Below are 24,701 nucleotides of genomic sequence, written 5' to 3'. Positions count from 1 at the left end.
ACAAGGGGCCTGCAACGGGAGAAGGGAAGAGCGCTCAATCACTCTCCCGTGCGACCAACTCCAGTGGCCACACCTCGCGCATGATCCTCGTGCCTTCGGGGCCGGCATAGGCGGGGAGTGAGGCCAGCAGCATCTCGGCCAGCCGCTGGCCCATCGGCTCCAGCGCGGGGCGGAAGCCGGTCAGCGCAGGCGAGAAATAGCGGCAGAGCGGGGTGTCGACGATGACGATCACCGCGATGTCATGGCCGGGCCTGATGCCCATCTCGGCCAGCGCCTTGCAGCCGCCGAGCGCCATGGCGTCGTTGTTGAAGATGACGGCCGTCGGCCGGTCCTTCGACAGCATCACGCGCGGCATCACCTGGTAGCCGCCGGCCTCGTTGATGAAGCCTTCCGCAATCAGGCCGGGGTCGACCTCGATGCCATGCCGACGCAGGGCCTTGCGATAACCGGTCATGAACAGGTGACCGAAATTCAGATCGAGGGAAGGGCGGATGGCGGCGATGCGGCGGTGGCCGCGCGAGACCAGGCGGTCGACCGCGTCGCTGCCCGCCTTCTCGAAATCGAGGTCGAGCGAAGGGTAGGATTTGCCGCCCGAGCGGCTGCGGCCGAGGGTGGCGAAGGGAAACCCTCTCTCGGTCAGGTAGTCGATGCGCTCGTCGTCGCGCCGTGTCCAGGCCAGCACGACCGCGTCGGCCCGGCGCGTCTCGACGACACGGCGCAGGCGTTCCTGCTGATAGTCGCCCGGCGCGCCCATCACCACGATCAGGTCGAGGCCGCTTTCGGCGAGGCGCGCCTGCAGCCCGGTCAGGAACGGAATGAAGAAGGGCTCGCCATATTGCTGGTCGCCCGGATGCGGCTGCAGCATGAAGGCGATCGAACGGGTGGCGCCTTGCCGGAGACTCCGGCCTGACTGGTTTGGCGAATAGTTGAGCGTCCTGGCCGCATCGAGCACGCGCTGGCGTGTCTCGGCGTTGACGTCGGCACGGCCGTTCAGAGCGCGCGATACCGTGCCGATCGAGATGTTCAGGTGACGCGCGAGATCGTGGATGCTGGACGCCAAGGCCGGTTCTCCCCCTGTCTTCGCTAGCACTGGCCGCTACTCAGGCCAAGGTATTTGATGACGATTTTCGCGAGCGGGTGATTGACATTCTAGGCCATCGGGTGTGTTCTCGTAAACGTTTACGGTAGAACATTTACGGCGATGCCGTGAATGCCGTGGCGACCGGTCTGGAGGGATTGGTCGGGAGGAGCGCTGGATGATGAAGGCCGTCCTGGTCGGGTGCGGAGCCATGAGCAAGGCCTGGCTCGATGCCGCGAGGCAGGTAGATGGGCTGGCAATTGCCGGCCTTGTCGACCTTGATGCCGAGCGGGCGCAGGCGAGGGCGCGCGAATACGGGCTTTCCGGCGCCGTCATCGGCACCAGCCTCGATGCCGTTCTCGAGCAAACCAAGCCTGACGCCGTGTTCGACGTCGTGGTTCCTGCAGCGCGCCGCGAGGTCGCCTTTTCCGCCTTCGCCCATCATTGCCATCTGCTCACCGAAAAGCCGCTCGCCGACAGCCCTGAGAATGCACGCGCCATAATCGAGGCGGCGCGCCGGGCAGGGCGCGTCCATGCCGTTGTCCAGAACCGTCGCTATATCGGCAATGTCCGGCGCATCCGGCGTTTCCTGGACTCCGGCGCCATCGGCGCGCCGACCAGCATCCACGCCGACTTCTTCGTCGGGCCGCATTTCGGCGGTTTTCGCGAGGAGATGGCGCATGTGCTGCTGCTCGACATGGCGATCCACACTTTCGACGCCGCCCGCTACATGGTCGGCGGCGAGCCGGCCAGCGTCTACTGCCAGGAATGGGAGCCGGCCAATTCCTGGTACAGGCAAGGATCGTCGGCCAGCGCCGTCTTCGATCTCGGCGGCGGCAAGGTCTTCACCTATGCCGGCTCATGGTGCGCGGCCGGTTTCCGCACCAGTTGGGAGGGCAGTTGGCGCATCGTAGCCGAGCGCGGCAGCCTCATCTGGGACGGTCATGACGGGCTGAAGGCAGAGGTGGTGCTGCCGGAGCGTGAAGGGCTGCTGGACAAGGCCGGCCCGATAGATGTGCCGCCGCTTGATCCTGCCGACCGGATCGACGGCCATCTCGGCATCATCAAGGATTTCATGCACGCGATCGAAACCGGAACCGAGCCGGAAACGCGCGGCGCCGACAACATCAAGAGCCTGGCCATGGTCTTCGGCGCCATCGAAAGCGCCGAGACCGGCTGCCGCGTAGCGATCGCACAGGAAACGCAATGATGCCAAACCCGCTGCTCGACATCAGGATCGGCACGATGGTGCGGGCCAATCTCGATGACCCGGCCGCCTACATAAAGCAGATCCTGCCGCTGGGCTTCGAGAGCATCCAGCCCTTCTTCTGGCAGACGCTGGACGGCAAGGACCTGCCGCGGCTCGCCGGAGAGATCCGCGACGCGATCGGCGATGCCGATGTCACCGTGTCGGCGATCGGCGTGTTCGGCAATCCGCTGGAAAGCGGCGATGGCGATCGCGGCGTGCTCGCGGCCTGGGAGACGGTCATCGACAATGCGCATCTGTTCGGCGCCTCGACGGTGAGCGGCTTCACCGGCCGCATCCGCGGCAAGCCGCTGACCGACAGCCTGCCGCGCTTTCGCGAGGTCTGGGGGCCGCTGGCGAAACGTGCCGCCGACAAGGGTGTGCGCATCGCCTTCGAGAACTGCGCGATGGACGGCAATTGGGCGAGCGGCGACTGGAACATCGCCCACAATCCCGATGCCTGGGAGCTGATGTTCAACGAATTGCCTGACGACAATCTCGGCCTCGAATGGGAACCCTGCCACCAGCTCGTCTATCTGATCGATCCGATCCCGCAGATCCGCAAATGGGCGCCGCGCATCTTCCACGTCCACGGCAAGGACGCCACCGTGCGCTGGGACGTGATCCGCGAGCACGGCGTGTTCGGCCGCCTGCCTTTCGTGCAGATGCGCACGCCGGGCTTCGGCGACAGCGACTGGACGCGGGTGATCAGCGAGTTGCGGCTGGCTGGCTACAAGGGCGCCATCGACATCGAAGGCTGGCACGACCCGGTCTATCGCGGCGACTTGGAGATCACCGGTCAGGCGCGGGCGCTCGACTATCTGAAGCAATGCCGGGGAGGGGCCAGCTACTTGCCAAATCCGGTGTAGGGACCCGGCTGGCGGAGGAGCCGGCCGGCCAGGAACTGTGGTCACACCGATCTATTGTCGAAAACCCTCCGTTGCGAGGGGCCAAAAAGGGAGGAACGTGCATGAGCAATACGACCAGAAGGACCGTTCTGCGCTCGACCGTCGTGGCTGTCGCCGCGGCGCTCTGCGCCCCAATCTCCACCTTGCCGGCGCAGGCGCTCGACGCGCAGTGGTGCAAGGACGTTCACATCCGCTTCTTCGTCGGCGGCGCCGAGGGCGACGCCTTCGGCACCATCGTCTACAATGGCGCCAAGCAGGCGGCCGCCGATCTCGGGCCGAAGGTCGACTACATCTTCTCGGGCTGGGACGTCGAGAAGATGGTGCAGCAGTTGCGCGAGGCGGTCGCGGTCAAGCCCCAGGGCATCGCCATGATGGGTCATCCGGGCGACGCCGCGATCATGGCCCTGGCCGAGCAGGCGCATAAGGACGGCATCAAGATGATGTACCAGAACGTGCCGGTGCCGAAGGTGGTGGCGGCGTTCGGCGGCGGCTATGTCGGCGCGCAGCAGGAGCAGCAGGGTCGCGCGCTCGGCGCCGAGGCGTTCAAGCTCGCCGGGCTCAAGGCCGGCGACAAGGCGATCATGATCGGCCCGTTCGAGAACGAAAACCGCGGCGCGCGCGAGCGCGGCACGGTCGCGGCCTTGAAGGAGGCCGGCGTCGAGGTGATCCAGCTCTCCTCGCCGCCGAGCGGCGAATGGGCCTCCGACCCGAATCTCGCCATTCCGGTGATCACGGCAGCACTCCTCAACCATCCTGACGTCAAGGCGGTCGGCTATCCTGGCGGGCAGATGCTCGGCAATGTGCCCACCTACATGCAGGCGGCCGGACGCAAGCCCGGCGACATCTTCAACTTCGGCTTCGACACCAGCCCGCAGATCGTCGAGGGCTTCAAGGGCGGCTGGGTGCAGCTCACGGCCGACCAGCAGCCGTTCCTGCAGGGCTATCTGCCGATCCTCAGCCTTTGCCAGCAGGCGGTGCTGGGTCTGGCGCCGATGAATGTCGACACCGGCGCTGGCTTCGTCACGCCGCAGAATTACGAGATCGTCGCCGAGCTGGCCAAGCAGGCGCTGCGCTGACCTCCCAAGCTGCCGGCCGGGGATAGGCCCGGCCGGCAGGATCGTCGGCAAGCGGCCGGCAGACAGACAATTCAAGCGAGGATCGCATGGGCGAACGCATCATCGAACTGCGCGATATCAAGAAATCCTATGGCCAGGTTTATGCGCTTGGCGGCGTCAATCTCAGCGTCGACCGCGGCGAGGTGGTCGGCCTGATCGGCGACAACGGCGCCGGCAAGTCGACGCTGATCAAGATCCTGTCCGGCGTCGTCAAGCCGACCAGCGGCGAGATCCTGGTGCGCGGCAAGCCGGTGAGCGGATGGAGCGCGGCGCGCTCGCGCGATGCCGGCATCGAGACGGTGTTCCAGGACCGGGCTTTGGCCGTGCAGCAGACGATCGTGCGCAACATCTTCATGGGCCGCGAGCTGACCGGCTTTCTCGGCTGGCTGAAGGTCGGCAAGGAGATCGAGGAGGCAAGCCGGCTGATGCGCGAGATCGGCTTCACCTCGAAAGTGTTCACGCCACAGTCGATCGTCGGCCAGCTCTCGGGCGGCGAACGCCAGGGCGTGGCGATCGCGCGCGCCATCTACAAGCAGGCGGAGCTGATCATCCTCGACGAGCCGACGACGGCGCTGTCGCTGACCGAGACCGCCAAGGTCTTCCATTTCGTGCGCCAGGTGCGGGCGAGCGGCCGCTCGATCCTGTTCATCGGCCACAACATCCACCACGTCTTCGACATCGCCGACCGCTTCGTCGTGCTCGACCGCGGCAAGGTGGCGCTTACCGCCGACCGCAGCGAGATCAAATCGGCCGACGAGCTCATCAACTTCATGGAGGATATCGCGCATCCCGGCGGCTTGCCGGGGCTGCACGAGGCAAGCGGAGCGGAGCAGAGAGCGTGATGAGCAAGGCCATGGAACCCGATCTGCACAACCCCCTCGGGGGCGCACGCGGTCAAGCGGCGGACAAGGAATGGAACCATCCTTCCAACCACTGGCTGCGCGGCTTCGTCCTCGACAACCGCGCCGCGCTCGGCACGCTTGGCGTGTTCATCGTCATGATGGCGGTGTTCATGTTCGCCAACCCGACCGTCTTCACCACCTGGTACCTCTATAGCTCCGTGCTCACCACGCTGCCGGTCGCGCTGTTTGTGGTGGTGCCGCTGGTCTTCGTCGTCACCTGCGGCGAGATCGACCTGTCGTTCCCGGCGACGATGGGCTTCGCCTCCTGGGTCTTCGCGCTTGTCGTACAGGCCGGCTACGATCCATTCCTCGGCATTGCCGCGGCGATCGTCACCGGCACGCTACTCGGCTTCCTCGTTGGATCGCTGGTGGTCTATGGCGGGCTGTCGTCGCTGATCGCCACTCTTGGCATGAATTTCCTGCTGCGCGGCCTGATCCAGATCATCAACGAGGGCAAGTCGACGGCGCTGACCGGCCTGGCCGACAGCTGGGCTTACAAGATATTCTCCAGCCAGATCTACGGCATCCCGGTGCAGATCTTCTGGGCCATCGCCTTCGTCGTGTTCTCGGCCCTGCTCTACAACCGCCACCGCTTCGGCGCGCAGGTGAAGGTGGTCGGCGACAATCCGGACAGCGCCAAGCAGATGGGCATCGACGTCAAGCGCGTCAGGGTCAAGGTGTTTGTCTTCGTCGGCATAGGCGCTGCGATCGCCGGCACTTTCTCGGTGATGATCAACTTCACCTGGTGGCCGACGGCGGGCGACGGCTACCTCCTGCCGGTGCTGGCCTCGGTGTTCGTCGGCGGCACGCCGACCTGGGGCGGCATCGGCACCGTGGTCGGCGGCGCGATCGGCGCCGTCACGGTCTCCTTCATCCAGACCGGCGTCGTGGCGGCCGGCTTAAGCGGCTTCTACGTGCAGTTCTTCAACGGGCTGATCATCATCCTGTCGCTGCTCGGCCACAAGTGGAACCAGGCAAGGTACCGGTGAGGGGGCCGATCAAACGCCGGTGACGAACCCGTCCAGCACGCGCTTCTGGCCGGCCTTGTCGAAGTCGATGGTCAGCTTGTTGCCGTCGATGGCCGCGATGTTGCCGTTGCCGAATTTCTGGTGGAAGACGCGGTCGCCGGGCTTGAAGGCGGAAGGCGTGTCGGCCACCGATTTAGCGACCAACTCGCCATCGATGGTGCGGCCCTTCACACTGGTGCGACCGGCGCCGTAGCCGCTGTCGGTCTCGCCATAGCCGATGCGCTCGACCTGATGGCCGGAGCGGGTGCCCCAGTTGCGGTCGGTCGCCTCGGTGCGGTTCGCCTGAGCGCGCTGCCAGCCGGGGGTCGCATAGGTGTTGGAGAAGCTGCCCGAATTCTCCGCGCCGATGTTGTCGAAGCGAGACGCGCCATACGGGTTCTTGCGTCCGCCGCCGCGGCCCGAGGCGAATGAGCCGCCACCATAAGGATTGCCGTAGCCGCCGTAAGAGTTGCCGCTGTCGGCGACGTCGACATGGGTCTCCGGCAGTTCGTCGAGGAAGCGCGACGGGATCGTCGATTGCCACAGCCCATGGATGAGGCGGTTGGAGACGAACCAGATGTGCAGGTTCTTCTTCGCCCGCGTCAGACCGACATAGGCAAGCCGGCGCTCTTCCTCGAGGCCCGAACGGCCGCCTTCGTCCAGCGCGCGCTGATGCGGAAACAGGCCTTCCTCCCAGCCGGGGAGGAAGACGGTCTCGAATTCGAGGCCCTTGGCCGAATGCAGCGTCATGATCGAGACCGCATCGAGCGACTCGCCTTGCTCGGCCTCCATGACCAGCGCGACATGCTCGAGGAAGGAACGCAGCGATTCATACTCCTCCATGGAGCGGATCAGTTCCTTGAGGTTCTCCAGCCGTCCGGGCGAGTCCGCCGAACGGTCGTTCTTCCACATGTCGGTGTAGCCGCTCTCCTCGAGGATGGTCTCGGCGAGTTCGGTGTGCGGCGTGGTTTCCAGCGCCTTCTGCCAGCGCTCGAAATTGGCGGCGACCTCGCGCAGCGCCGCGCGCGGCTTCGGCTTCAGCTCGTCGCTTTCGGCAAGTGTCGCAGCTGCTTCCAGCATCGGGATGCGCAAGGCGCGCGCCGTATCGTGGATCTGGCGGATGGTGGCTTCGCCGAGCCCGCGCTTCGGCACGTTGACGATGCGCTCAAAGGCGAGGTCGTCGCCGCTGTTGGCAACGACGCGGAAGAAGGCGAGCGCGTCGCGGATTTCCAGCCGCTCGTAGAAACGCGGGCCGCCGATGACGCGGTAGCTGAGGCCGAGCGTGATGAAACGGTCTTCGAAGGCGCGCATCTGGAAGGAGGCGCGGACCAGGATCGCCATGTCGTTGAGGTTGTGCTTCTGGCGCTGGTAGGCCTCGATCGCCTCGCCGATGGCGCGCGCCTCTTCCTCCGAGTCCCAGGCGGCATGGACATGGACCTTGTCGTCCTCGGGGTCGTTGCGGTCGGTGAACAGCGTCTTGCCGAAGCGGCCTTCATTGTAGGCGATGAGATGCGAGGCAGCGCCTAGAATATGCGCGGTAGAACGGTAGTTGCGCTCCAGCCGGATGATGGTGGCGCCCGGGAAATCCTTGTCGAAGCGCAGGATGTTGTCGACCTCGGCGCCGCGCCAGCCGTAAATCGACTGGTCGTCGTCGCCGACACAGCAAATGTTCACAGGGGCCGGGCGCCGGTTTCCCTCCCCCTTGAGGGGAGGGTGGCCGGGCGAAGCCCGGTCGGGTGGGGTCCTCGGGGCAGTGCTCGACGCGCTGGTGTTTGATGACCGGGCGGTGCCTTCTGCGGCGACCCCCTCCGCCCGCTTCGCGGGCACCTCCCCCTCAAGGGGGGAGGACTGCGGCCGCTGCGCCAGCAGCCGCAGCCACACATATTGCGCGGTGTTGGTGTCCTGATATTCGTCGACGAGGATGTATTTGAACTTGCGGTGATACTCCTTCAGCACGTCCGGATAGGCGCGGAAGATGCGGATCGGATGACAGAGCAGATCGCCGAAGTCGCAGGAATTCAGCGTCTGCAACCGTTCCTGATAGGCCTTGTAGAGCTGGCGGCCCTTGCCGTTGCCGAAGCTGCGCGCATCGCCTTCCGCAATCTCGTCAGGCCCAAGGCCCTTGTTCTTCCAGTTGTCGATCATCTGCGCGAACTGTTTGGCCGGCCAGCGCTTGTCGTCCAGCCCTTCGGCCTGGATCAGCTGCTTGATCAGCCGCACCACGTCGTCGGTGTCGAGGATGGTGAAATCGGATTTCAGCCCGGCAAGCTCGGCGTGCCGGCGCAGAAGCTTGACGCCGATCGAGTGGAAGGTGCCGAGCCAGGGCATACCCTCGACATTGCCTTCGCCGATCAGCAGGCCGATGCGCTGCTTCATCTCGCGCGCGGCCTTGTTGGTGAAGGTGACGGCGAGGATCTGCGAAGGGAAAGCCTTGCCCGTGGCAAGGATGTGGGCGATGCGCGTGGTCAAGACCCGCGTCTTGCCGGTGCCGGCGCCGGCCAGCACCAGGACCGGTCCCTCCGTCGTTTCAACGGCTAGCCGCTGCTCGGGGTTCAGCCCCTTCAGATAGTCGGGCGTGCTGTGCTGGCCGCTGCGGGCGGCCATGGCGCGCGCGGCAATGCCGGACGGGGCCGCGGGCCGCGCATTCGGTTCGTCAAAGAAGGGCATGTCTTCGGAAAAGCCGGACATCACCCCGAATGTAGTGATTCGGCAGCGAAAGGCCAGAAGTGTCTACGTTTTGTTCCATATTTGCACCGCCCCGGTTCGCTTGACAGGCGCGGCCGGCCGGGGAAAGCTGCCGGCAGGGCAGGGACGGCACGCCGTTGCCTGAGATGCGCCGCAAGCGCGCAGCAGTCGAAGGAGTATCATCTTGGCTGTCACGATCACCTCCCTCGTCCTCCTCCTCATCGGTCTGGCGCTTGGCGGTGGCGGCATCTGGCTCGTCACGTTGGGCGGCAGCTGGTACTACCTGATTGCCGGTCTCGCTTTCCTGGTCGCCGCCTGGCTCATTTTCCGCCGCAAATCGACGGGGCTTTGGCTCTACGCCGGGGTCGTGCTCGCCACGCTTTGCTGGGCGGTGTGGGAAATCGGCTTCGACTGGTGGCAGCTCGGCCCGCGCGGCGGCATCATCGTCCTCATCGCGCTGTGGCTGCTGACCCCATGGGCAAGGCGGGGATTCAGCGGCCCGGACGGGCGCGCCCCGCTCATCCTGGCGGTTCTGGCCTCGCTTGCGGTGGCAGGCTATTCGATGACCGCCGACCCCAAGGACATCGGCGGCACGCTCGGCACCGACAAGGTGACGCCGACGGCCAATCTCGGCGGCGACGTGCCGGCGGGCGAATGGCACTTTTACGGCCGCACGCCGTTCGGCCAGCGCTATTCGCCGCTCGACCAGATCACGCCGGACAATGTCGCCAAGCTGCAGCCGGCCTGGACCTATCGCACCGGCGACGTGAAGGGTCCCGACGACATCGGCGAGACGACCTATCAGGTGACGCCGCTGAAAGTGGGCGATGCGCTGTTCATCTGCACGCCGCACAACTTCGCCATCGCCGTCGACGCCGCGAGCGGCAAGGAAAAATGGCGCTACGATCCGAAGGTCAAGCTGGACCCCAACCGCCAGCACCAGACCTGCCGCGGTGTTTCCTACTATGCCGCCAAGATCGCGGCCGGGCAGCCTTGCGCCACTCGTGTCTATCTGCCGACATCCGACGCCAGGCTGATCGCGCTCGATGCGGCCAACGGCCAGGTGTGTCCGTCCTTCGCCGAGGGCGGCACGCTCAACCTGTTGGCCAACATGCCGTATCCGAAGTCGGGCTATTATTATTATTCGACCTCGGCGCCGCTGATCGTCGCCGGCAAGATCATCGTCGGCGGCGCGGTCAACGACAATTATTCGACCGAGGAGCCATCGGGCGTCATCCGCGCCTATGACGCCGGCACAGGAGCGCTGCTGTGGAACTGGGATTCCGGCAATCCGGACCAGACCACGCCGCTGCCGGCCGGGCAAAACTACACCAACAACTCTCCCAACATGTGGTCGACGGCGAGCGCCGACGAGAAGCTTGGGCTGCTCTATGTGCCGCTCGGCAACCAGACGCCCGACCAGCTCGGCATGGGCCGCAGCGCCAATGTCGAGAAATTCTCCTCCTCGATCACGGCGCTCGACCTCAACACCGGGCAATTGCGCTGGGTGCGGCAGACCGTACATCACGACCTGTGGGATATGGACGTGCCGGCGCAGCCGACGCTCGTCGACATTACCTCGGCCGGCGGCGCGATCGTGCCGGCGCTGGTCGGGCCGACCAAGCAGGGCGACCTCTATGTGCTAGACCGGCGCAGCGGCGAGCCGATCATCCCGGTGAAGGAAGCGCCGGCACCGGGCGGCGCGATCGAAGGGGATCATGCCTCGCCGACGCAGCCAGCCTCGGACCTCTCCTTCAATTCCAAGCCCCTGACCGGCGCGGACATGTGGGGCATCACCATGTTCGACCAGCTGGCATGCCGGATCGCGCTCAGGAAATTGCACTACGAGGGGCGCTACACGCCGCCTTCGCTGCAGGGCTCGCTGATCTATCCCGGCAATTTCGGCGTCTTCAACTGGGGCGGCGTCGCTGTAGACCCGGTGCGGCAGGTGATGTTCGGCATGCCGACCTATCTCGCCTTCACGTCGAAGCTCATCCCGCGCGCGGACGTGCCTCCGCCCGGCGACAACAGCAAAGGCAGCGAGCAGGGGCTCAACCGCAACGAGGGCGCGCCCTATGCCGTGGTGATGGGGCCGTTCCTGTCGCCGCTCGGCATCCCATGCCAGGCGCCGCCCTGGGGCTATGTCGCCGGCGTCGATCTCAGGACCGGAAATATCGCCTACAGGCATCGCAACGGCACCGTCCACGACATGACGCCGCTGCCGCTGCCGTTCAAGGTCGGCGTTCCGGGCATTGGCGGGCCGATGATCACCGCCGGCGGCGTTGCCTTCCTGGGGGCGGCGGTCGACGACTATCTGCGCGCCTACGACCTCACCACCGGCAGGCAGCTCTGGCAGGCGAGGCTGCCGGCCGGCGGGCAGTCGACGCCGATGACCTACACGGTCGCCGATGGCCGCCAGTTCGTGGTCATCGTCGCCGGCGGCCACGGCTCGGTCGGCACCAAGCCGGGCGACTATGTGATGGCCTATACGCTGCCGAAATAGGTGCGCTGATATTCAGGTGATGCCGGCCTGCGAATGGCTCGTTCCTGTGCTTGCCTACAGCGCCGCGCGCCCTCTTGGGCGTGCAAAGGACGCTGTAGCAGTTTTGATTTTGCGCATGATCCTTTCCGAAATCGCAATCGATGTCGGGGTCATGCGCGTGCTCACGTATTTTAGTACGCTCCGCTCCGGTTCTCGGACCGAACCATTCTCGACCCGCCCTAACCTGAATCTCAGCACACCTAGTGACGTTGCGCTTGTCCCGACGTCGCTGCGGTGGGCCGGCGCGAAGGTCTCGCCGAAGGGCGCGCTTTGGAATGCCCAAAATGTGAAGGCATGTCATGCGGCAGCCGCCGCGACGGGAACGATCCCGGCGGACGAACGATCCTGCCAAATCGTCATCCATCGTGACTGGACCGCGCGGGCTCCAACTCTATCTTGCGCATCGAACAGCCGTCGAGGAGAGCCATGACCGAACCTGTTGCCAAGCCCGTCATCACCCAGGCGATGATCGATGCCTATGACGAATATACCCACCTGACGCTCGACCGCCGCCGCTTCATGGAGCAACTGACCAGGCTTGCCGGATCGGGGGCCGCGGCTGCGGCAATCGCGCCGATGCTGGCGGCGAATTCGGCCAAGGCGGCGATCGTCGCGGAGAACGATCCGCGCGTGAGGGGCGAAGACATCACCTACCCCGGCAGCGGCGGCGAGATGAAGGGCTATCTGGTCGGGCCGGCCAATCGGTCGGGCAAACTCGGCGCCGTCATCGTCGTGCACGAGAACAGGGGACTAAACCCACACATACGCGATGTCGCGCGGCGCGTGGCGCTGGAAGGTTTCGTGGCGCTGGCGCCCGATTTCCTGTCGCCGCTCGGCGGCACGCCGAGCGACGAGGACAAGGCACGCGACATGTTCACCAAGCTCGACGCTGCCCAAGTCACGGCCGACGGCGTCGCGACGGTCGCCTACCTCAAGGGCTACAAGGACGGCAACGGCAAGGTCGGCGCGGTCGGCTTCTGCTGGGGCGGCGGCACGGTGAACGCGCTTGCCGTCAATGCGCCGGACCTCAGCGCGGCGGTTGCCTATTACGGCATGCAGCCGAAGGCCGAGGATGTGCCGAAGATCAAGGCGGCGCTGCTGTTGCATTATGCCGGGCTGGACGAACGCATCGACGCCGGCATCGATGCCTACAAGAAGGCGCTGGACGCCGCCCATGTCGAGCACACGGTCTATGTCTATGACGGCGTCAACCACGCCTTCAACAACGACACCTCGGCCGCGCGCTACGACAAGAAGGCGGCCGATCTCGCCTGGGGGAGGACGGTCGCCTTCCTGAAGGAGAAGCTGGGTTAGTCGAGGCGTTGGAGGTTAGCCGGAACGTCCATCGCATCGTCATCCTGGGGCGGAGCAAGGAGCGACGCGACGCGGCGCAGACCCCAGGATCCTGTGACATCAAAGCGCTGCGGCGGTGCAGAATTCTGCTCCGCTGCGCTCCTCGGCTGAGGTTACGGCATGGATCCTTGGGTCTTCGCTCCGCTTCGCGTCGCTACGCCCAAGGATGACGACGTTCGTAGGCTTCAGCCAATTGCGAACGTCTGCGGTGGTTCACTGAAACGAGCGGTTAGATCTTGCCTGCCTGCAAGTCTGCAACCTGTCACTGCGTCGGGGAGTTAGACGTTGGTCGCCGGCTTGTGCATGGCGACGCCGGCGATCACCAGCGCGATACCAAGACAATCGGTGAGGCTGGGGACCTGCCGCAGTACGATGACGCCGATCAGTGTCGCGGTCAGCGGCAGGAGCGAGAGCATCAAAGCGAAGCTCGCGCGCGGCAGCCGCGCCATGGCGAGCTGGTCGCAGATGTAGGGGATGACCGAGGAGCAGATGCCGACGCCGATGGCGGCGATCAGCAACTGTGGCGCCGAAAAGGCCGGCAACGCCTCGCTGAAGCCTATAGGCAACACGATGAGGAAAGCGATCGCCATGGCGGTGCCGAGGCCGGCAATGCCTATTCCAGTCTGGGCGATGCGGTGGCCCAATACGATGTAGCCGACGAACAGCGCGCCGTTGAGGAAGGCCCAGAACAGGCCGATCGGATCGCTCGACCATTTGATATCGATCAACAGCAAGGTGCCGGCGACAGCGATGGCGAGCGCCATGACGTTGCGCCGGCTTCTGAGGCCGACGAGGGCGACGCCGATGGTGCCGACAAACTCGATCGCGGCGACCAGCGAGATCGGTAGGTGGTCTAGAGCCAGATAGAACGCGCAGTTCATCACCGCCAGGCAGGCGCCGAAGGCCAACAGAAGCAGGCGGACCGAGCGGTCGGCTCGCGCGAAGACCGTCCATGGCCTGGTGAGCGCCGCGAAAACGAGCGCGGCCGTGGCGATGCGCAGCCAGGCCATGCCGAGCACCCCGACCTGAGAAAACAGCAGCACGGCGAAGGCCGGCCCTAGATAGTGGAAGATCGCGCTGACGCAGAACCAGACATGCGGCGGCAGTGTGTTGGCCAGCCCAGCGAGCCCGGGCCGCGCAGCGTCGGTGTTGCCCGTGGCCGGGTTTGCTGCACGAACTTGCACTTCAGAATTCATGCGAATCATTATCGCAGGCGAACTTCGTGATTTACATGGACGATGAACGGGCCTTAATAGCCGTTGACGCTCTAAAGAAAGAGGATTCTCTTGAAACGCCTTCGAAATGAAAATGCCGATCTGGATGCGGCGGACCTGAAGCTCCTGCGGCTTTTGGAAAAGGATGCGCGCACCAGCACGGCTGAGCTGGCGCGGGCCGTCGGGCTCTCGGCACCAAGCGTGGCCGAGCGCATCCGCAAGCTGCAGGAGAACGGCGTGATCGAGGCCTATACGGTGAGGATCAGTCCGGCGGCGCTCGGCATGAAGCTGTCGGCATGGCTGCGGATCCGGCCCGTGCCCGGGCAGCTCGCCGTCGTGGCCGAGATCATCCGCGAGCTGCCGGAAATCGCGCAATGCGACCGGGTGACCGGCGAGGATTGCTTCATTGCGCTGGCGCATGTCGGCTCGGTTGCCGAGCTGGAGCGGGTGATCGACAAGATCATTCCCTATGCGATGACCAACACCGCCATCATCCAGTCGTCGCCGGTCGAGCCGCGCTCGCCGCTCGGTATTCTGAAAGAGCGTTAGGCGTGGCCGCGCTTCATGCGCGCCTGCTTGAGGATCGCGCGCCAGCGGATCATGTCGAAGGGAATAGGCTCGTTGTTGTTGGCGATGTGGAAAATCTCGTTGTTGACGTTCTTCAGCGATCGCCAGAAATCATAGTCGGTAATGCGTGGATCGGCCGCCAACCGCTCCACTTCGACCTTGATGTCGGTTTTCATGCACTGTCCTCGCACCGCATTCCGCCTGCCGCCCGCGCAAACCCGGTACGGCGGTTTTCGAACACGCCACCGAGTCGTTCAACGGACTCAAGTGGCTTGTTCACGTTAAAACCTCGGTAAGGTTAACGCCGGTAGCGGGGTTTTCAAGCGCTCTTGCGTTTGATGCCGATCGAACGGCCGGCACGCTCCGGCATCGGCAGCGCGGCGTGGGCGGCGCGCATGGCCTCCACCTTGGCCATCACATCGGCCGGGAAGGGGGCGACCTTCGGCCCGGCCATGTCGACATGCAGCGAGAGCGATTCGGACGTCGCGGCCAGCCAGCCATCGACGTGACGGATTTCCTGATAGGCCCTCAGCCGCTTCTCGTCATGGTCGATGAGCTGGAACGAGACGTTCACCTTGTGGTCGAGGTGAAGCTCCTGCACGTAGCAGACATGGACTTCCGCCGTGTAGATGGTGAGGCGGCGTTCCTTGGCATAGTTTGGCCCCATGCCCATCAGCTCGAACGCTTCGTCCGAGCAGCGGTCGAACAAGACGTTGTAGTAGGCCATGTTGAGATGGCCGTTATAGTCGATCCAGTCCTTCTCGATCGCCATCGGGTTGGAAATGATCGGCGCGGGCATCGTCATCTGGTTTTCCTCGATCGTCGCTGGACAGGACGTGGCTGGTGAGGTTCTCATTGTTCTGGCGCAATACCGGACGGAAAACCGCTTCACACTTTTCCTGGAATTGCTTTAGGCATCATCCATAGCTGCATAACAAGAGTTGCCGCTGGTCCATTCGCGGAGGAATTCATGGCTTTGAGCGACCTCAACCCCGTCGAGCGCAACGAGGAAGGCATCGCTGCCGTGCTCGGCATCCTCAAGCAACAGTTCGGCGAGCGTTTTCAGACCGGCGAGGCGATACGCGGCCAGCACGCGCACACCACCACCTACATCCCGACCCAGGCTCCCGATGGCGTCACCTTCGTGGAGAGCACGGCCGAGGTGCAGGAGGTCGTGCGCGCCTGCGCGGCGCACCGTGTGCCCGTCATCGCCTTCGGCGTCGGCTCCTCGCTGGAAGGCCACACTAATGCGCCGGGCGGCGGCATCTCGATCGATACCTCGCGCATGAACCGCATCCTTTCGGTCAATCCGCAGGATCTCGACTGCACGGTCGAGCCCGGGGTGACGCGCGAGGACCTCAACCGGCATTTGCGCGACACCGGCCTGTTCTTCCCGATCGATCCCGGCGCCAATGCCTCGCTCGGCGGCATGGCGGCGACGCGCGCCTCCGGCACCAACGCCGTGCGCTACGGCACGATGCGCGAGAATGTGCTGTCGCTGACCGCGGTGATGGCCGACGGCGAGGCGGTGACGACCGGCAAGCGGGCGAAGAAGAGCTCGGCCGGCTACGACCTGACGCGGCTTCTGGTCGGCTCGGAAGGCACGCTCGGCATCATCACGGCGCTGACGCTCCGCCTGCAGGGCATTCCGCAGGCGATCTCCGGCGGTGTCTGCCCGTTCCCCAGCCTGGAGGCGGCCTGCAACACGGTGATCGCGACCATCCAGATGGGCATTCCGGTGGCGCGCATCGAGCTGGTCAACGCGCTGCAGATGCGGGCGATGAAGAATTATTCCAAGCTCGACTATCCCGAAAGCCCGTGCCTGTTCGTCGAATTCCACGGTAGCGACGCCGGCGTTGCCGAGCAGGCCGAGACTTTCGGCATGATTGCCGAGGAAAATGACGGCGGGCCGTTCCTGTGGACCAGCGTCGCCGAGGAACGGACGAAGCTCTGGAAGGCGCGGCACGACGCCTACTGGTCGTCGCTGACGCTGCGTCCCGGCGCCAAGGGGCTTTCGACCGATGTCTGCGTGCCGATCTCGCGGCTTGCCGAATGCGTCACCGAGACAGAGACCGACATCGCCGAGATGGGCCTGATCGCGCCGATCGTCGGCCATGCCGGCGACGGCAATTTCCACGTGCTGGTGCTGATGGATGTCGAGAATCCGGACGAGATCGCGCTGGCGGAAAAGTTTGTCGCCAGGCTCAACATGCGCGCTATCGCCATGGAAGGAACCTGCACCGGCGAGCACGGGATCGGCCAGGGCAAGGTCGGCTTCCTGCGCCATGAGCTCGGCCACGGCGTCGACGTCATGCGCACGATCAAGCAGGCGCTCGATCCGCTGAACATCATGAATCCGGGCAAGATATTGCCGGCTGCGGGATGAGGGAGCCGCCCGCGAGCTAGTTCCGCGCTGCCTCGGCAAGCTGCTGCAGCGTGGGGCGGGTCGGAGCGAAGAAGGTCGTGCCGGTATGCGGCGTCGAGAAGTCGAGCAGGCGGTCGTAGGCGCCCGGCGGCTCGCCGACATACATGCGCTGCAGCATTTTTTCGATCACCCACAGATAGCGGGTGTAGCCGATAAAGTAGGTTCCGAATTCCTTCTGGCCCGGCCGGCCGAAAGGCATGTTGTCGCGCAGGATGTCGTATTCGTTGCCGGCGTCGTCCTCGATCGTGGCCAGAGACTTGTGCGACTTGCGCGGCTTGTCGTCATCATCGATCTCGATGTTGTCGATCTTGGTGCGGCCGATGATCTCTTCCTGGAGGTTCGTCGGCGTTTCCGCCCAGGCGTTGAGGTCGTGCAGGTATTTCTGGACGACGACATAGCTGCCGCCGGCAAACTCGGCATCCTCGTTGCCGACGAGGGCCGAAGCAGGCAAATCGAGGCCGGTCGGGTTGGCGGTGCCGTCGACAAAGCCGAGAAGGTCGCGCGCGTCGAAATAGCGAAAGCCGGCGACCTCGTCGACGACCGTGACGCTGCCGCCCAGGCTGTCCAGCAGGATGCGCTCGAGCTCAAAGCACATGTCGGAGCGATCTGCGCGGATATGGAAGAGGAGGTCGCCCGGCGTCGAGGGCGCCGAATGGACCGGTCCCGCGATCGAGGCAAAGGCTTTCAGCTCGCGCGGCCGCCGGTCCGGGGAAAGACGCGCCCAGAACTCGGCGCCGATGCCGGCGATGCAGGACAGCCGGCCGGACAGGTCACGGAAGCCGACATTCTTGACCAGATCGTCAAGCGCGCCGAGCACCGAGGCCACCTTCGAGAGGGCCGCGTTGTCGCTGCCGACCGTGACGACGAGGAAAAGCGCGGCGAGCGACAGCGGAGCATCGACGCTCTGCGCGTCGATCGGCACTCTGTCCCAGTTCTTGCCTGACATCGGGAATGCTCCGCGTTTGACGATTTGGTTCAGATGATCGCGGCCGGGCATGGCCGCTTGAGATAGGATGCACCGCAAAACGATATCGCGGCCGCGAGCCGTCGCGCAACAGCGGACTCAGCCCTGGATTGCGCGCCGGCACCGCCGAATTGCCTCTTTATCGACACGCGGATGCGGGTAGAGTGCGGCTGACTTTCAATCCGGGGAGAAAATGCTCGCACGCCTGTTCGTGATCTTCGGTGGGCTGTTCGTGCTGGTGCTGTGCGCGGCGCTGGTGGTGCCGTATTTCATCGACTGGACCGGCTACCGCGCCGATTTCGAGCGCGAGGCGAGCACCGTCCTCGGCCGCAAGGTGATCGTAAAAGGCGATGCGACCGCGCGGCTTCTGCCGTTCCCCTCGGTGACCTTCTCCAATGTCGAAGTCGCCGGCGGCCCTGGCGGCCAGCCAGCAATGACGGTCGAGACCTTCTCCATGGATGCGGAGCTTGCGCCTTTCCTGCGCGGCGAGCTGCTGATCTTCGACATGCGGCTGGTGCATCCCGAGGCGACCATCGACGTCGCCGGCGACGGCACGGTCGACTGGGCCATCCGGCCGTCGGCACCCTTCGATCCGGGTCAGATCGCGATCGAGAAGCTGACGGTGACCGAAGGGCAGATCGAGCTGCGCCATGCCGCCGGCGGACGCAGCCACCTGATCTCCGAAATCAACTCGACCGTTTCGGCCAAATCGCTCGCCGGCCCGTGGCGGATGGACGGCTCGCTGCGCTTCGACGGCCTGCGCACGGAAGTCTCGGCCTCCACCGGCAGGGTGGAAGCGGACGGCCGGATGCGGCTCAGGTTGAAGGCCGATCCGGATGCCTATCCGCTGATCGTCGAGACAGACGGCAATGCCGGCATCGTCAAGGGCGCTGCGGTCTATGCCGGTCAGTTCAAGGTTTCGGCCCCTGACGAGAATGGAGCCGACAGGAACTCAGCCGAATTGCGTGGCGCCGACGGCGAGCCTGTGAAGGTCAGCACCGGCAAGCCCGATCCTGGCTTCCGGCTGAACGGCAAATTCGCGCTAGACCACCAGAAGCTCGGCGTCGACGAATTCCGCTTCGAGACCGGGCCGCTCGACAATCCCTATACCGCCGACGGCAAGGCCTCGGTCGATCTCGGCCTTAAGCCGCATTTCTCGATCGAGGCGAGCGGCGCGCAGGTGCAGTTCGACGAGGCGGTGGGCGCGTCCGCGGGAGCCGGGCTGACGCTTGATCAGCGCATCGCGGCCTTCAAGCAGACGCTGCTGCACATGCCGAAGCCGACGATACCGGGCACGGTCGAGGTCAGGCTGCCGGCGGTGGTGGCGGGCGACACGACGGTGCGCGACGTGCGGCTGTCGGCCGAGCCGGTCGAGGGCGGCTGGTCGGTGAAGTCCCTTGCGGCGACGCTGCCGGGCCGCGCGACGCTCGAGGCCGACGGCATGCTGAGCGTCGAGGACCGATTCGGCTTCACGGGCTCGCTGCTGCTTGCCGTCGGACAGCCCTCCGGTTTCGCCGCTTGGCTGTCGAAGGATGTCGACGACGCCATCCGCCGTCTGCCGGCGGCGGGTTTCAAGGCCAAAGTCGATCTCAGCGCGAACCGCCAGTCCTTCAGCGATCTCGAGCTCATCCTCGGCAAGGCCAAGTTTTCGGGCCGCATCGATTCCAGCCAGCCCGACGGCGCCAGGCCCTCGGTGCTGATGCGGCTGGAGGGCGGCGAGCTCGATGTCGACGGGTTGGCTGCCTTCGCCTCGATCTTCGTCAGCGACAAGGGCGCCAACCGTTTCTCCGACCGCGACCTCGATTTCCAGATCAAGGCGGGTCCGGTCAGCGCCGGCGGGCTGAGCGCCGACACGGTGGATACGGCGTTGAGGCTCCGGCAGGGACTGCTCGAAATCGACCGGCTCTCGGTCGGCGGGCTTGCCGGCGCCTCGATCAGCGCCACAGGGCGTATCAAGGACTTTCCGGAAAGTCCGACAGGCAAGCTCGACGCATCCGTCGTGGCCGTGGATCTCAAGCCGCTCGTCGACGTCGCGGCGCAACATTATCCGGACAATCAGGTTCTCAAGGGGCTGGCGACCCGCGCTGCTGCTTATCCCGAATTGTTCCAGGACGCCCGCATCGACCTGGTGACAAGCGCGGCCGACAATGGCGACGGCAGCACGGGGCTCGCGCTCTCCGCGCAAGGCAAGGCCGGCGGCTCCGCCTTCTCGGCCTCGCTCTCGGGCAAGGGCACCGCGGATCGGCTTCTCGATGCGCCGGTAGCGCTGACCTTCAACGCCCGCAACCAGAACGCGGCCACGCTGCTTGCGTTCTACGGCCTGCCGGCACTGCCGCTCGGCATGCTTGGAGAGGCGACGACGGACGTCTCGGCGAAAGGCTCGCTGGGAGGCGGTCTGGCGACCAGCTTCAACCTGACGGCCGACGATTTCAGGGCCAGCTTTGACGGGACCGTCGCCGCGACACAGCAAGGCGCCACCGCCAAGGGCAAGGTCAATCTCGACGCCGCCGATATCGAGCCGTGGCTGATGACGACAGGTGTCGGGCTGCCCGGCATGGGGACCGGCACTTCGGCATCGCTCGCCGCCGATGCCGATTTCGGCAATGGCCTTCTGGTGCTGAGCGGGCTGACCGGCGCGATCAACGAGGCGGCTGTGTCCGGCGACGTCAATGTCGATAGCAAGGATGGGCTGCCGCATCTTGCCGGCGCGCTGGCGCTCGATGAGCTCGACCTCGATCCGCTGGCGGTGTCGCTATTCGGCGACCAGTCCTTCGCTTCCGCCAAGGGCGGCTGGCCGACCGCGCCGTTCAGCCAGAAATCGACCCTACCGTTCAGCGCCGATCTCGACCTCAACACGGCGGCGCTTGGCGCTGGGCCGTTCGCCACGGCGTATGACGCGGCGCTGTCGCTGAAGCTCGACCGCGAAGGCATCCATGTCTCGGACCTCAAGGCCAAGCTCTATGGCGGCAGGCTGACCGGCCTGTTCGAGCTCAGGAACACCGACGGCACCGGCCTGTTCTCGGGGCAGTTGAAGCTGGTGGGCAGCGATCTTTCCGCGGTGCTGCAGGGCTCCGGCGTCAGCGGCGGCGGCGACATCTCGGCGGCGCTGTCGACCAGCGGCAAGTCTGTGGATGCGATGATTGCCGCCTTGTCCGGATCCGGCACCGCGGCGCTGAAGGGATTGACCATCGCCGGCGTCAATCCCGATGCCTTTGCCCCTATCATCGCCAAGGCCGATGCAATCGGGCGCGACATCGATGCCGCCAAGACCGCCGGCTTCGCGCCTCAGATCGCCGGGCGGGGCAGTTTCGCGGCCGGCGACACCGATATCGCATTCACTATTGCCAACGGCAGGCTGCGGGCACCGCCGATCAGGCTCGACAATCCGGCGGCGACGCTGTCGGCGGACGTCACCGCCGACCTCGCTGCGAGCACCGTGACCGCCAGGGGCGCGATCACCTATCGTCCGGGCGACGAGGCGCTGGTCGGCTCCGCACCGGCGGTGAACTTCAGCCTCGCCGGCCCGGTCGGAGCGACGGCACCCCAGTTCGACAGCGAGCCGCTGGCGCAGTTCCTGACGCAGCGCGCGCTGGAGAAGGAGCAGCAGCGCGTCGAGGCGATGCAGGCGGCGCTGCTCGAGAAGCAGAGACTGCGGCGCGAGGTGCGCTACTACGCGGCGCTCCAGACGGAGCGCGACCGCGCTGCCGAGGAACTGCGCCGGCAAGAGGAAGAGGCGCGGCAGAAAGCCGAGGCTGAAGCCCAGGCCAAAGCCGAGGCGGAGGCGCAGGCAAAAGCAGAAGCGGAAGCCAAAGCCAAAGCGGAAGAAGAGGCGAGAGCCAAGGCGGAGGCCGACGCCAAGGCTCAGGCCGAGGCTGAGGCACGCGCCAAGGCGGAGGCTGATGCGAAGGCAGAGGCGGAAGCCGACGCCAAGGCAAAGGCCGAACAACGGGCTGCCGCCGAGGCGAGGGCCCTGGCGGATCGCAAGCGTGCCGAGCAGGCGAGGCTGGAAGCCGAACGCAAGGCGGCTGAGCAAGCGCCAAAAGTCGACCGGTCGCTTCCCGGCGTCAACGACAATTCCGGTCCAGAGCCGACGAAACCGAAGGCCAATCCGTTCACGATCGACAATCTCTTGAAGTCGCTCGACGGTGGCTGAGACTCATTCGATGAGAGCTATTCCAGGAAAAGTGCGCTGCGATTTTGCGCCCGGAATTGCTTGAACAAACACCTAAGACACCGCGAGTTCGGCGCCATGCATCAGCGCTCAAACCGGCTCCTGCCGCGAAAGCAGGCGCCGCAGCATAGGCTCGATGCGCGAAAGCTCATCGAGATGAGCGGCGGACAATTCGGCGAGACGACCGTCGGCGAGAGGGGTGAGCTGTAGCAGGACGCGGCGGTTGTCGGTCTTGTCTTGATCCCGAACGACCAATCCGGCCTCGCTTAGTCGATTCACCAGCTCGACGGCACTGTGGTGGCGGATGCGCAACCGCTCCGCCAGATCGCCCACCGCCACCGGCCCACCGCCCGGATAACCCTTGATCGCCAGCAGCGCCTGGTGCTGGCGCGGTGTCAGTCCGGCCTCATTCGCCTGCAACTGGCTGAATTCGAGGAAGCGGCGGATCAGGTAGCGGAACTCCGACAGCCGCTGATAGTCGGCCTGGCTGATGGCGGGACGTGGTTTCTTCGGATGCGTCATTCCACGACTTATGGCCCTTTCCGGCCAAAGCTCAACTCCTGTGAAAGCTCGGGGTGAAAGCTCGGAGCTGGCGCAGTCCATGACCAAAATGACGCGGAGCGGCGACCGAAAACGGTCTTGAAGAATTATATCGTGTTACGATATGTATCCGCCCGACAACCGGACGGTATCGCGCCGCCAGAAAGCTCAGGCTCCCCAATGAAATCCGCTCGTGCAGGAAACGGCCACCTTCGCGACTTCACCACCGATCCGCGGGTGCTCGTCATCGCCGCCATCGCGGTCGTTGTCGCGACCGCCGGGCTGTTTGCTGGCATCGTGCTGTTGAAGCTGATAAGGCTCGCCACCAACGTCGCCTATTCCGGCCAGTTCACGCTGGCCGAGCTCAGGCTCGAGGACACGCCACTCGGCTATGCCGCCGTAATCGTGCCTGTGATCGGCGCGCTGATCATCGGGCTGATGGCCCGCTTCGGCAGCGAGAAGATCCGCGGCCACGGGATCCCCGAAGCGATCGAGGCAATCCTGCTCGGGCGCTCGCGGCTCGACGCCAAGGTGGCGGTATTGAAGCCATTGTCGTCGGCGATCTCGATCGGTTCGGGCGGACCGTTCGGCGCGGAGGGCCCGATCATCATGACCGGCGGCGCGATCGGCTCGCTGATCGCGCAGATGCTGCCGGTCAGCGACAATGAACGCAAGACGCTGCTAGTTGCGGGTGCTGCGGCCGGCATGACGACAGTTTTCGGCACGCCGATCGCCGCCATCATGCTCGCCGTCGAGCTGCTCCTGTTCGAATGGACGCCGCGCAGCTTCATTCCCGTCGCGGTTGCCGCAATCGTCGCCGAGGTCGAACGCACCTTGCTGCATCTGCCGGGTCCGATCTTTCCGTTCTCGGGCAGCATGGAAGCATCGATCGCCGGATTGGGCGGCTGGGTGCTGGTCGGCATTGCCTCCGGCCTTCTTTCGGGCCTGCTGACGCAGATGGTCTATGCCTGCGAGGACGCCTTCCAGAAGCTGCCGATACACTGGATGTGGTGGCCGATGATAGGCGGCCTCGTGGTCGGCATCGGCGGACTGATCGAGCCGCAGGCGCTCGGCGTCGGCTACGACAACATCGCCAACATGTTGGATGGCCGTGTGCTTGCGGCGGCCGCGCTGACGCTTTTGGTGGTTAAGGCCATCATCTGGTCGGTGGCGCTGGGTTCGGGAACGTCGGGCGGCGTGCTGGCGCCGCTCTTGATCATGGGCGGCGCGATGGGCGCGGTGCTGGCCGGCATCCTACCCGAGGCGACCCCAGGCTTCTGGCCGCTGCTGGCGATGGCCGCGACCATGGGCGGCACCATGCGTGCGCCGCTGACAGCGACCTTCTTTGCAGTCGAGCTCACCGGCAACACCCATATGCTGGTGCCGCTGATCGCCGCCTGCGCCACCGCCCATGCCGTCACCGTGCTGTTGATGAAGCGCTCGATCCTGACCGAAAAGGTGGCGCGGCGGGGGCATCACCTCGTTCGCGAGTATCGCGTCGATCCCTTCGCACTGACCAGGGTGGGCGAAGTGATGACGACCAAGGTCGAGAGCGTGCCGGCAACGATGACGCTGCACGGCGCGGCGGCATTCCTGACCGCTCCAGACACGCGGCATCCGAGCTTTCCCGTGACCGACGAAGACGGACATGTGCTCGGCCTCATCGATCCGCCGGCGATCCTGCGCTGGCGCCGCGCCGGCAAGCACCGCAAGACGACACTCGGCGAGCTGTTGACCGGCAGCAAGGTCACGCTCGCCTATCCGGACGAGTATCTGGAAGGGCTGTCGGACAAGCTGCTCTTGGCCAACGTCTCGCATCTGCCGGTCGTCTCGCGCGAGGACGCACGGCTCGTCGGCTATATCGGCTGGAAGGACCTGATGCGGGTGCGGTCGAAAAAGCAGGCGGAGGAGCGCGACCGCTCGGCCTTGCTCAGCTTCGGCGCCAAGCGCAAGACGCAGCAAAGCATCGGCGACCCGGTCTGAG

18 protein-coding genes are annotated in these 24,701 nt (G+C 65.3%); 11 read left to right on the top strand and 7 right to left on the bottom strand.

Annotation, left to right across the window (positions count from 1 at the left end; translation table 11 throughout):
• Positions 1-34 precede the first annotated feature (34 nt).
• A complete protein-coding gene (locus EH240_RS02280) occupies positions 35-1,060 on the bottom strand; it encodes a LacI family DNA-binding transcriptional regulator (protein WP_124995797.1) in 1,026 nt (341 codons plus the stop codon).
• Positions 1,061-1,256: 196 nt separating this feature from the next.
• Between EH240_RS02280 and EH240_RS02275 the strand changes: the two genes are divergently transcribed.
• The 5 genes from EH240_RS02275 (at position 1,257) to EH240_RS02255 (ending at position 6,238) form a co-directional block, all read left to right on the top strand.
• Complete coding sequence (locus tag EH240_RS02275; RefSeq protein ID WP_124995796.1) at positions 1,257-2,288, top strand: Gfo/Idh/MocA family protein; 1,032 nt, start codon at positions 1,257-1,259, stop codon at positions 2,286-2,288.
• Complete coding sequence (locus EH240_RS02270) at positions 2,285-3,193, top strand: sugar phosphate isomerase/epimerase family protein (RefSeq protein WP_124995795.1); 909 nt, start codon at positions 2,285-2,287, stop codon at positions 3,191-3,193. Before EH240_RS02275 ends, EH240_RS02270 begins: the two co-directional genes overlap by 4 nt.
• A gap of 101 nt (positions 3,194-3,294) precedes the next feature.
• Positions 3,295-4,308, top strand: a complete 1,014-nt coding sequence (locus tag EH240_RS02265; RefSeq protein WP_124995794.1) for a substrate-binding domain-containing protein — start codon at positions 3,295-3,297, stop codon at positions 4,306-4,308.
• An 86-nt stretch (positions 4,309-4,394) separates the two neighbouring features.
• Positions 4,395-5,189 (top strand): ATP-binding cassette domain-containing protein, encoded by a 795-nt coding sequence (locus tag EH240_RS02260; RefSeq protein ID WP_124995793.1) that lies wholly within the window; start codon positions 4,395-4,397, stop codon positions 5,187-5,189.
• Positions 5,189-6,238: an ABC transporter permease gene (locus EH240_RS02255; protein WP_124995792.1), complete on the top strand. Its 1,050-nt coding sequence runs from the start codon at positions 5,189-5,191 to the stop codon at positions 6,236-6,238. The genes EH240_RS02260 and EH240_RS02255 overlap by 1 nt, the downstream gene beginning before the upstream one ends.
• A gap of 9 nt (positions 6,239-6,247) precedes the next feature.
• Here the strand turns inward: EH240_RS02255 and EH240_RS02250 are convergent, their stop codons facing one another.
• Positions 6,248-8,944: an ATP-dependent helicase gene (locus tag EH240_RS02250; RefSeq protein WP_124995791.1), complete on the bottom strand. Its 2,697-nt coding sequence runs from the start codon at positions 8,942-8,944 to the stop codon at positions 6,248-6,250.
• Positions 8,945-9,125: 181 nt separating this feature from the next.
• Between EH240_RS02250 and EH240_RS02245 the strand changes: the two genes are divergently transcribed.
• A complete protein-coding gene (locus tag EH240_RS02245) occupies positions 9,126-11,444 on the top strand; it encodes a glucose/quinate/shikimate family membrane-bound PQQ-dependent dehydrogenase (protein WP_124995790.1) in 2,319 nt (772 codons plus the stop codon).
• 465 nt (positions 11,445-11,909) lie between these two features.
• Positions 11,910-12,797, top strand: coding sequence for a dienelactone hydrolase family protein (locus EH240_RS02240; protein WP_124995789.1), 888 nt, complete (start codon positions 11,910-11,912; stop codon positions 12,795-12,797).
• Between the two features lie 317 nt (positions 12,798-13,114).
• On the opposite strand, the gene EH240_RS02235 is transcribed toward EH240_RS02240, so the two are convergent.
• Positions 13,115-14,032 (bottom strand): EamA family transporter, encoded by a 918-nt coding sequence (locus EH240_RS02235; RefSeq protein WP_124995788.1) that lies wholly within the window; start codon positions 14,030-14,032, stop codon positions 13,115-13,117.
• A gap of 90 nt (positions 14,033-14,122) precedes the next feature.
• Here EH240_RS02235 and EH240_RS02230 point away from each other — a divergent pair, with 90 nt between their 5' ends.
• A complete protein-coding gene (locus EH240_RS02230; RefSeq protein WP_124995787.1) occupies positions 14,123-14,599 on the top strand; it encodes an Lrp/AsnC family transcriptional regulator in 477 nt (158 codons plus the stop codon).
• Here EH240_RS02230 and EH240_RS02225 read toward each other — a convergent pair.
• Together EH240_RS02225 and EH240_RS02220 are read right to left on the bottom strand one after the other, a co-directional pair.
• Complete coding sequence (locus tag EH240_RS02225) at positions 14,596-14,793, bottom strand: hypothetical protein (protein ID WP_027168755.1); 198 nt, start codon at positions 14,791-14,793, stop codon at positions 14,596-14,598. The genes EH240_RS02230 and EH240_RS02225 overlap by 4 nt on opposite strands.
• A 143-nt stretch (positions 14,794-14,936) precedes the next feature.
• Positions 14,937-15,422 carry a thioesterase family protein gene (locus tag EH240_RS02220; protein WP_124995786.1) on the bottom strand — a complete coding sequence of 162 codons (486 nt, stop codon included), beginning with the start codon at positions 15,420-15,422 and terminating at the stop codon, positions 14,937-14,939.
• A 165-nt stretch (positions 15,423-15,587) separates the two neighbouring features.
• On the opposite strand from EH240_RS02220, the gene EH240_RS02215 reads away from it, so the two are divergent.
• Positions 15,588-17,003 (top strand): FAD-binding oxidoreductase, encoded by a 1,416-nt coding sequence (locus EH240_RS02215; protein ID WP_124995785.1) that lies wholly within the window; start codon positions 15,588-15,590, stop codon positions 17,001-17,003.
• 16 nt (positions 17,004-17,019) lie between these two features.
• Here EH240_RS02215 and EH240_RS02210 read toward each other — a convergent pair whose 3' ends face one another.
• Positions 17,020-17,988 carry a Dyp-type peroxidase gene (locus EH240_RS02210; protein ID WP_124995784.1) on the bottom strand — a complete coding sequence of 323 codons (969 nt, stop codon included), beginning with the start codon at positions 17,986-17,988 and terminating at the stop codon, positions 17,020-17,022.
• Positions 17,989-18,199: 211 nt separating this feature from the next.
• Between EH240_RS02210 and tolA the strand changes: the two genes are divergently transcribed.
• Entirely contained in the window at positions 18,200-22,159 is a 3,960-nt protein-coding gene (gene tolA, locus EH240_RS02205) for a cell envelope integrity protein TolA (RefSeq protein WP_124995783.1), read from the top strand.
• A gap of 108 nt (positions 22,160-22,267) precedes the next feature.
• Here the strand turns inward: tolA and EH240_RS02200 are convergent, their stop codons facing one another.
• The gene (locus EH240_RS02200) at positions 22,268-22,699 is read right to left on the bottom strand and encodes a MarR family winged helix-turn-helix transcriptional regulator (protein ID WP_124995782.1); all 432 of its coding nucleotides are present in this window, start codon (positions 22,697-22,699) and stop codon (positions 22,268-22,270) included.
• Between the two features lie 198 nt (positions 22,700-22,897).
• On the opposite strand from EH240_RS02200, the gene EH240_RS02195 reads away from it, so the two are divergent.
• A complete protein-coding gene (locus EH240_RS02195; RefSeq protein ID WP_124995781.1) occupies positions 22,898-24,700 on the top strand; it encodes a chloride channel protein in 1,803 nt (600 codons plus the stop codon).
• Position 24,701: the final 1 nt, after the last annotated feature.

Source organism: Mesorhizobium tamadayense, from assembly GCF_003863365.1.
Lineage (GTDB): Bacteria > Pseudomonadota > Alphaproteobacteria > Rhizobiales > Rhizobiaceae > Mesorhizobium > Mesorhizobium tamadayense.
Note: the sequence above shows the minus strand (reverse complement) of the source record. Positions and strands in the feature narration are given on the sequence as shown.